Below are 8244 nucleotides of genomic sequence, written 5' to 3'. Positions count from 1 at the left end.
CAAACCCCAAAGGGTAAAGATTGTATAACCAAGCCGTCTGACAAGATATGCCCACATGGTAAGAAGGGGAGGGGATTGAATCCCCTCCCCTTCTTCCCTCACTTTTCAAGCCACATGTCGTAAAGGAAAAAGCCCTCGGTATAGATGGGGCTGTAGACGTAGCCCTTGACCCAGTCGCGCATAGCTATCCGGGTGGTGAGGTGGTAGAGATCGATATCGGGGCAGTCCTCATAGATGAGGGCTTGTACCCTTTTCAAGAGCTGGCAACGCACAGCATGGTCTGTTTCCACTAGAGCTTGATCCAAAAGCCTATCCACTTCCGCGTTCTTGTAAAAACCGATGTTAAAGGCCACCGGCGGCCATTGGCTTGAGTGGTACATGGGATACAGGAAGTTGATCACATCGGCATAGTCTGGCCACCACCCATTGGCCACGATGGCCGGGGTTTGCTCAGGATCAGCGGCGGATACCCGCTCCCAGAGGTCAGGCCAGGGGAGCTCAATGATCTGGAGGTTTATCCCGAGCTCAATGAGGGCGGCCTGTAATAGCTCCCCCACCCGCCGCCGGTCCTCATGACCGGACTCGTACACATACTCTAGAGTAAAGCCGCCGTTAGGGTAACCAGCTTCGGCAAGGAGCTTACGCGCAAGCTCAAGATCCTGTTTGGGCAGGGGCAGCTCATCGTTATGACAGGGAAGACCAAGGGCTGCAGGGCCCTGCATTTGTATGGCATGGCCACGCAAAACGTACTGGATCATCCCCGCGTAGTCCAAGGCCGCCCGGATGGCCTTACGTACCCGCACATCCGCTGTGGGCCCAGCAGCGCAATTGAAGCGAAGGTAGGTAGCATGCATGGAAGGTTCTTCTACCAACACGATGCCAGGTTGTCCCCTGAGAAGCTCCCAGTCGTCCACAGAGATGTCCATGGCGATATCCACATCCCCTCGCTCGAGCAAAAGCCGCTGCACCGCGGGCTCGGTTATGTACCGAATGATTACCTGCTCGACATTGTTCTTGACCCCCTCCCAGCCACGACGCCAATAGTTCGCAAAGCGCCGGAGAATGATGTGCTGTCCTTTTACCCATTCCACGAATTCGTAAGGCCCCGTCCCTACCATGTGCGAGCTCAGCCACTCTTGGGCCCAGGGATCGTCCGTGGTGGCGTGGGCCTTAACCGCTGCAGGTGAGACGATCCCCGTACCAAAGATGTTGGCCAAGACTTGGAGGAACTCAGGGTAGGGGCGTTTGAGGGTGAAGCGCACGTTGAGCTCATCCACCGCTTCCACCTTTTCGATGGGCTCGAACATCCAAGCGGGACCAAGGTTTATGGCTATGACCCTCTGGAAGCTGAACACCACCGCGGCAGCATCGCAGGGTGTGCCGTCATGAAAAACGATGCCGGGATGGAGCACAAAAGTCCAAATCTTTCCGTCATCGGACACCGTCCACGAACGTGCGAGCTCAGGTTCCACCTCTATGGTGCCGGGCTTGTAACGTACAAGCCTCTCGTAAACCACAAGATTCACGTTGATGGCTGCTGCCTCATACCCGACGCCGATGTCCAGGGTAGAGGGCTGAAGTCCGGTAGCAATGATCAAAGTCCTCTCCCGCGGGATTTCTTGGCCCAATGCCAGCAAACCCACCGAAACCAAACCAAAGATCAACAATGTCCACTTCATATGTCCCTCCTTTCCTTTAGCTTTTTGATTTTATTGTTGTTTTGAGTTCCCCGCTCTCACCTCCTTTCACCGCACGGCTACGATATGAAACCTATAGCGGTCACCTCGATAGAGGATGCGCACCCATTCGACAGGCACTCCGTTTTTCAAGAACACCACCCCTTCCACCAAAAGAAGCGGAGCCCCCACCGCGACTCCAAGGAGCTCAGCGGTGTGGGGATCGGCCAGGGCCGGTTCAAGAGTTTGTTCGGCGCGGGCAAGGAGGAGACCATGCCGCCGTTCCAGGATTTCGTAGAGGGATGAAGACTCCAGATCCTCTTCTTCCAGTCCAGGGACGAGGTGATAGGGAAGGATTGAGATGTTGAGGGCCATGGGTTCATCATCCGCGAACCGCAGGCGCTCGATGCGGATGACTTCAGCCCCGGGAGACAACCCCAAGGCCTCGGCCACTTTGGCGGTAGCGGGCTCGCGCACGCATTCGAGGAGGCGGGCCTTGGGAGTGAGACCAAGGAGACGCATGTCTTCAGTGAAGCTGGTGAGGCGAGAGAGAGTTTGACGGAACTTGGGGCGAGCCACGTAGGTGCCGCTTCCTTGGACCCGGTAGAGCCAGCCCTCCAAAACCAGCTCGGAGATGGCCTGGCGAATAGTGGACCGGGAGACGCCGAAACGAGTCATGAGCGCATGCTCAGAGGGGATGCGCTCCCCAGGGCGAAAGTCCCCGCGCTCGATGGCCTCCCGCAGCCAATTCTTCACCTTGCCGTAGAGTTTGTTTTCCACGAAATTTGACCGGACAACCGGTCATCTTTATGATAACCTTGAGCCCTCTTGCGGTCAAGTAGTCGGCAGCCCGTCTCCCAGTGGTGTGCAGCTGGCATGGTGTTGGAATAGCTGTATTGGCCAAATGGGACGACGCTTCCCCAATCTCGCGCGTGGCAACCCCCTCACGGTTGGACTAGCTTTTCCTGAAAGCACTTCAGGCAAGAGCCGTCCCTTTTGCGTCTCGTTCTGGTCCCTTGCGGTATACTGCAAAGGAAAGGGGGAGCGATGAAAGGTGTGGCCGGGAAAGCCCTTTTTGTGGACCTCTCTTCTGTAAAAAATTCCTACGGAGGCCATTCCCGCCAAAACTTTCCGGACTTCCTACGCCGACTACGTGCGGGAGAGGATCATCGCGCCGTTAAGGATGGAAAACACCGGCTTTTGGAAAAGCTCACGGAGCTGGCCATCCTGTATATTATATCGTGCCCCAATTCCTATCGGGAGCGACGGTGCCTTGGTAAGCACTGTTTTGGATTTGCCCAGGTACTTTGGGGATGTGGCTCAGGCGGGGCGCACCCTTGGTGAGGCTGGAAAGCTATGAAAAATTGGCACGGCCGCGCGTTTCCCTCCAGCATAGCTCCGCTTCCCCGAACTCGTGGGCCCGACTTTCTGCACTCCGGGGCTTGCCGCACAAAAATTCTTCGAAAGAAACCGCCATCTCGGCTTTATCCCAGAAGAGTACGTGGGAGTGATCGTTTTGGCCACCGGCTCCGGTTACCCCATGTCCTAATTTGCCCGGGCCGCGCTAGCCCTTCTTTTGCCGGAACCTCTGGAAAGGCTCCCACTCGTGCGGCTCGAGGCCTTGGGCGAGAAGGTGTTCGGCGTTTCCGCCACCTACCGGTACAAACGGTGCGCCTCAAGGGTCCGCCGGGGTTCACGCTATAAAAGACGGGGAATGTCGCGGCGCCAATAAAGCGGGACGGTATAATCCGCCAGGGCTTCATCTAGGGCGTGTTTGGCCTCTTGTGGGGTGGCCCTTCGAGAAAGGAGGGCCACACTGCGGGAAGCAGTGGTACTAAATTGTCCGTTTACTTCCTGCACCGATCCGAAGTAAACTTCAATGCCAGCCAGGCTGAGTTTTTCCAAAGGGAGTGAGAAAAGGACTCCGGTTTCTGGGGCGTCTGGGTAACCACGAGGTACCAAATACCGGCATACGGTGGCCAGATGTGAGAACCGCACGTCTTCTACAAGATCCCCAGCGGCGATGGAAGCAAACACGTCCACTGCGTCGCTTTCAAGGAGGGAAAGCACGTTTATCGCCTCTGGATCCCCGAAACGCACGTTGAACTCGATGACCACTGGGCCGGATTGTGTCTGGATGAACTGGCCGTAAAGCACCCCTCGGTAGGGGATACCCAGGGCTTCTTCCAATTTCTTCACTGTTTCCTCCACGATTCCCAAGGCGGTTTCAAAGTCCTTCTGGGAAACGAAGGGAAGGAGGTAATCTGCGCACGAATAAGAGCCCATGCCGCCCGTCATGGGCCCCGTGTCCCCTTCTCTTGCGTACTTGTAATCCTGTACAAGCGGCATGGGTACAACTTTTTTCCCATCGGTGAAGACCATGAGGGAAAATTCCTCCCCTGTGAGTTTTTCCTCCACCAGGATTTTTCCTTCCCGCTCGAGGTATGGCCGCGCGTACTCTATCGCCTCCATGACGTTGGTTAGCTGTCGGCCCAGGACTCGCACCCCTTTCCCACCGGTGAGCCCCACCGGCTTTAGCACCGAGTTCGGATGGGAAAGGAGATGTGCGTGCAAGGTTCCGAGGTTTTCAAACACCCACCATTTGGGGAAACCCCGGCCTATATAGCGGGCCATGAATTCCCGCATAAAACATTTATCCGCCTCCAGCCGAGCCAGGATCCTCCGCGGTCCAATACAGGAGAACCCTCTTTCCTCAAGCTCATCCACCGCCCCTGCAGCAAGCGGCTCCTCAGGGCCGAACACAACGAGGTTGGGTCTGACGCGTTGGGCATATCGCACAAGGGAAGGCAGATCGTTTAACCCGCCCTCAATCCAGCCCTCCGCCAGTCGGATGATCCCTGGATTGGGGGTAGACATGTACGCGAAGATCCGTGGTTCCTGAGGGGAACGAGAAAGGGCTTTGGCAATGGCGTGTTCCCGAGCACCGCTTCCCACGAGGAGCACCTTCATCTCCGCCCCCTCGCCTTGCGGGCGGCCTCCATGAGCCTTCGCACCCTTTCTGGGTCCACGGGGTTATGAACGTTCCCTTCGTATTTGAAATAACTTCCCACGATGGCTCCGTCCGCCACCCCCAGGAAATCGGCCACCATCTCCGGGGTGATCCCGCTTCCCAGGAGGACCCGAGCCGCGGGGAGTTCGGACTTCAGGTGCCGGACCATCTCCAATGGGGCAGTCTGTCCGGTGCGGGCACCGGTGAGAACAACGGCATCGGCCCTGCCTCGTTCTATGGCGTCCCGAGCAGAGTCGGCCACGTCCCGGGCGGGGAAAGCTTGGGTGTACTTCCCCTGGACATCGGCCAATATTGCCACTCCCTCTGCGCCGAGCTCCTGTTTTAAGCGCATGAGCTTGGGAGCGGCGGGAAAAAGCGGCCCCATATCAGAAAACAAAAGGTCCACAAATCCTTCCACTCGAATGAAATCCAATCCTAAACACCATGCCAGGTATAGTTCATTTTCGAAGTCGTTGAAAAGGAGGTTTACTCCAACAGGAACGTTTGTTTCTTCCTTTACTTGTTGGGCCACCACGGCCATAGCGATCAGGGTGGGGGTGGGCACCTTCTCAAGTGGATAAGGGTAATCGTGGAAGTTTTCAATGAGAATTGCATCAATACCCCCCTCTTCCAAGGCCTTGGCCTCCCGCACAGCGAAGCGGACGATCTCCTCAAGGGGATTCCCTCGGTAGCCCGGGGAGCCAGGAAGGGGTGGAAGATGCACCATCCCAATGATCGGTTTTTTCAACTCCAAAAGCCGGGAGCGCGCCATCATTTCACCTCCTTGTCAGGAGTTAAAAATTGCAAAAGCTCCGCGAATGTGGGGGCATAAGCCCCAAATCTTTGGGCAGCAAGGGCACCGGCAGCGTTTCCCCAGCGCCCTGCCTCTTCGAGAGTCTTTCCTCGCACCAGGGCCAAAAGGAACGCTGCGTTGAACGCATCCCCGCAACCAGTGGTGTCCACTGTCTTGACGGGGAAGGCGGGCAGGGCGAGTACGCCCTCAGAAGTGGCCAAAAGGGCCCCGTTTTCACCGCGCTTTATCACCACAAGAGGACAAATTTCTGTTAGGCGTTCCACCGCCTCTTCCAATGTCCTTCGGCCGGATAACATGAGGGCCTCACCTTCGTTGAGGAAGAGGACGGAAAGGTAGAGGAAAAGCGGGACGAAAAAGTCCTCCCCCTTGGCAGCCCCAGCGGATCCGGGGTCCAAGGCGAGTTTGGGGAGCTTGCTTTTTCTGTAGTACCACGTTGCAAGGGTTGCCAGTGTATGAGGCAAGGGGTCTGCAATATAAAGCCACTTTGCTTGTTCAATATAATGGAGATCGTCTTCTTCCAATTTGCGCAAGGCGTTGGCGCCCCGGGTGTAGAACAAGCGGCGGGCGCCGTTGGGCTCCACCAAGGAAAATGCCCGCCCGCTTGGGCCCTCCAAGGTCAATACCCGGCTAGTATCGACTCCAGAGGCGACGAGGTGTTCCCACAAGAGTTTTGCCACCGTGTCGGTGCCCACGGCTCCAATCATCCCCGCCGTTCCGCCCAAGCGGGCGAACGCTACGGCCACATTGGCCGCGTCCCCACCGGGTGCTTCCCAGACTTCTGTGACTTCAACTTCCTCATCCGACGCGGGAATGCGGGGTGCGACCAACACCGTGTCCCAGTTGATGTCGCCAATGGCCACGAGCTCCACCCTCACCTCCGGGTGCGCGGATCGGCAAAATCTCGAATGGCATCGCCAATGAGATTGAACCCTAGAACGGTCACGAAGATGGCCAACCCCGGGAAAATGGGGACCCACCAGTAAGAAAGAAGGTATTGGCGGCCGTCGGCCACCATTCGCCCCCACTCTGGCGTTGGGGGCTGGGCCCCCAGTCCCACGAAACTGAGGCTCGAGGCAAGGAGAACGGCGTACCCCACATCGAGGGTTGCCTGAACGATGAGCGGTGAAAAGGCGTTGCGGAAGAAGTATCTGAAGAAAAGACGCATCCCCTCCACACCAATCGCCCGAGCTGCCTCAACGTAAAGCTGATTTTTGATTGAAAGGATCTGGCCTCGTGCCAAACGTGCATACCAAGGCCACCAAGTGATAGAGATGGCGAGCATAGCATTGGTGAGGTTGGGGCCGAGCACAGCGGAAACAAGCATGGCAAAGACAAGATAGGGAAAGGCGAGAAAGGAATCAGTTAGGCGCATGAGCACATCGTCGACCCAACCCCCAGCCAGGGCTCCCACTGTTCCAATGCCCGTCCCCAAGATGAGCGAAAGGGCGATGATCACTACCGAAGCCTGCAAGGATATGCGCGTACCCAAAAGAACCCGGGAGAGGACGTCGCGCCCGAGCTCATCGGTTCCAAAGGGGTGCGCCCACGAGGGTGGTCGTAGCCTTTCTGCAAGATTTACCTTGTAAGGGTTATGCGGAGCTACATAGGGAGCGAGCACTGCACACATTGCTACAGCCAGAACGAGCAAGACCCCCAAAAAACCCAAAACATTCTTTCCCGGGCTCAAAAACTTTAAGAGCGTGCGAATCTCTTCTCTCATTGGTAGCGGATCCTTGGGTCTACAACGGTGTAGAGGAGGTCGACGAGGAGGTTTACTCCAGTGTAAAGGAGGCCGGTGGTTAGAGTGACGGCCATAATGGCGTTGACATCTAACACGGTTACAGCAGTGTAGGCATAGGTGCCGAGACCAGGCCAGGAAAAAATGATTTCGACTAAAAGCACGCCCCCCAAAAGTGAACCAATTTGCAGCCCAGTTATAGTTAAAATGGGAATCATAGCGTTACGAAGGGCATGTTTGAGAAGGACAGCGCGTTCGGAAAGCCCTTTGGCGCGGGCAGTGCAAACGTAGTCCAAAGAAAGGACCTCAAGCACACTGGCCCTGGTCATGCGGGAAACCACCGCCAGGGATCCGTAAGCCAGGGTGGCCGCGGGGAGGAAAATGTGGTGGAGGGAGGAAACAAGGGCTCGCCAATTCCCAGTAACGAAGCTATCGATGAGGTAAAAACCGGTGAGGTGCTTTGGTGCAGAGATAAAAGGATCGATCCTCCCCCCGACAGGGAACCACCCCAAGAGCTTATAAAACACGAGCAGAAGGACGAGGCCAAAGATAAAGACGGGGAAAGAAACCCCTATTAAAGAAAAGAGGCGCAAAAAATGGTCTAGGAAAGTGTTGCGATAAATGGCAGAAAGGATGCCTAAAGGGACCCCGAGGAAAAAGAAGACGAACCCAGCAGTGAGCCCGAGCTCTAACGTAGGGATGAAGTAGGCCCTCAGGTCCTCGACGACCGGACGTTTAGACCAAAGGGATTTCCCGAAGTCGCCACGAAGAAGGTTTTGCATGTAGATACCGTATTGAATCCAAAGAGGCTTGTCTAGGCCGTACATCCGACGAACTTGTTCCACTTGCTCCTGCCTGGCCTGAGGACCGGCAGCAACCCGTGCCGGGTCCCCAGGGACGACGCGAGTGAGGACGAAAGTGATGAGGGTCAAACCCCAAAGGGTAAAGATTGTATAACCAAGCCGTCTGACAAGATATGCCCACATGGTAAGAAGGGGAGGGGATT

7 protein-coding genes are annotated in these 8244 nt (G+C 56.4%); all 7 read right to left on the bottom strand.

What is annotated here, in order from left to right; translation table 11 throughout:
- Positions 1-98: 98 nt before the first annotated feature.
- Positions 99-1679 (bottom strand): ABC transporter substrate-binding protein, encoded by a 1581-nt coding sequence (locus tag ACP5PX_RS06905; RefSeq protein WP_428085239.1) that lies wholly within the window; start codon positions 1677-1679, stop codon positions 99-101.
- Positions 1680-1745: 66 nt separating this feature from the next.
- A complete protein-coding gene (locus ACP5PX_RS06900; protein ID WP_428085238.1) occupies positions 1746-2456 on the bottom strand; it encodes a GntR family transcriptional regulator in 711 nt (236 codons plus the stop codon).
- Positions 2457-3374: 918 nt separating this feature from the next.
- On the bottom strand, positions 3375-4646 hold the full coding sequence (gene purD, locus ACP5PX_RS06895; RefSeq protein WP_428085237.1) for a phosphoribosylamine--glycine ligase: 1272 nt from the start codon (positions 4644-4646) through the stop codon (positions 3375-3377).
- Positions 4643-5461 (bottom strand): BtpA/SgcQ family protein, encoded by an 819-nt coding sequence (locus ACP5PX_RS06890; RefSeq protein WP_428085236.1) that lies wholly within the window; start codon positions 5459-5461, stop codon positions 4643-4645. Before ACP5PX_RS06890 ends, purD begins: the two co-directional genes overlap by 4 nt.
- Positions 5458-6375 (bottom strand): carbohydrate kinase family protein, encoded by a 918-nt coding sequence (locus tag ACP5PX_RS06885; protein WP_428085235.1) that lies wholly within the window; start codon positions 6373-6375, stop codon positions 5458-5460. Before ACP5PX_RS06885 ends, ACP5PX_RS06890 begins: the two co-directional genes overlap by 4 nt.
- Entirely contained in the window at positions 6372-7220 is an 849-nt protein-coding gene (nikC, locus tag ACP5PX_RS06880) for a nickel transporter permease (protein ID WP_428085234.1), read from the bottom strand. Before nikC ends, ACP5PX_RS06885 begins: the two co-directional genes overlap by 4 nt.
- The coding region (locus tag ACP5PX_RS06875; RefSeq protein WP_428085233.1) for an ABC transporter permease at positions 7217-8244 on the bottom strand (1028 nt) is incomplete at its 5' end. The genes nikC and ACP5PX_RS06875, both read right to left, overlap by 4 nt.

Origin of the sequence: Hadarchaeum sp. (SeqCode) (genome assembly GCF_049969415.1) — an archaeon.
Classification (GTDB): domain Archaea; phylum Hadarchaeota; class Hadarchaeia; order Hadarchaeales; family Hadarchaeaceae; genus Hadarchaeum.
This window is presented reverse-complemented; position numbering and strand designations above follow the sequence as displayed.

What these genes read in the sequence shown, in the direction of transcription:
- ACP5PX_RS06905 (WP_428085239.1), bottom strand. Translation starts at nt 1,679, where the DNA reads ATGAAGTGGACATTGTTGATCTTTGGTTTGGTTTCGGTGGGTTTGCTG.
- purD (WP_428085237.1), bottom strand. Translation starts at nt 4,646, where the DNA reads ATGAAGGTGCTCCTCGTGGGAAGCGGTGCTCGGGAACACGCCATTGCC.
- ACP5PX_RS06890 (WP_428085236.1), bottom strand. Translation starts at nt 5,461, where the DNA reads ATGATGGCGCGCTCCCGGCTTTTGGAGTTGAAAAAACCGATCATTGGG.
- nikC (WP_428085234.1), bottom strand. Translation starts at nt 7,220, where the DNA reads ATGAGAGAAGAGATTCGCACGCTCTTAAAGTTTTTGAGCCCGGGAAAG.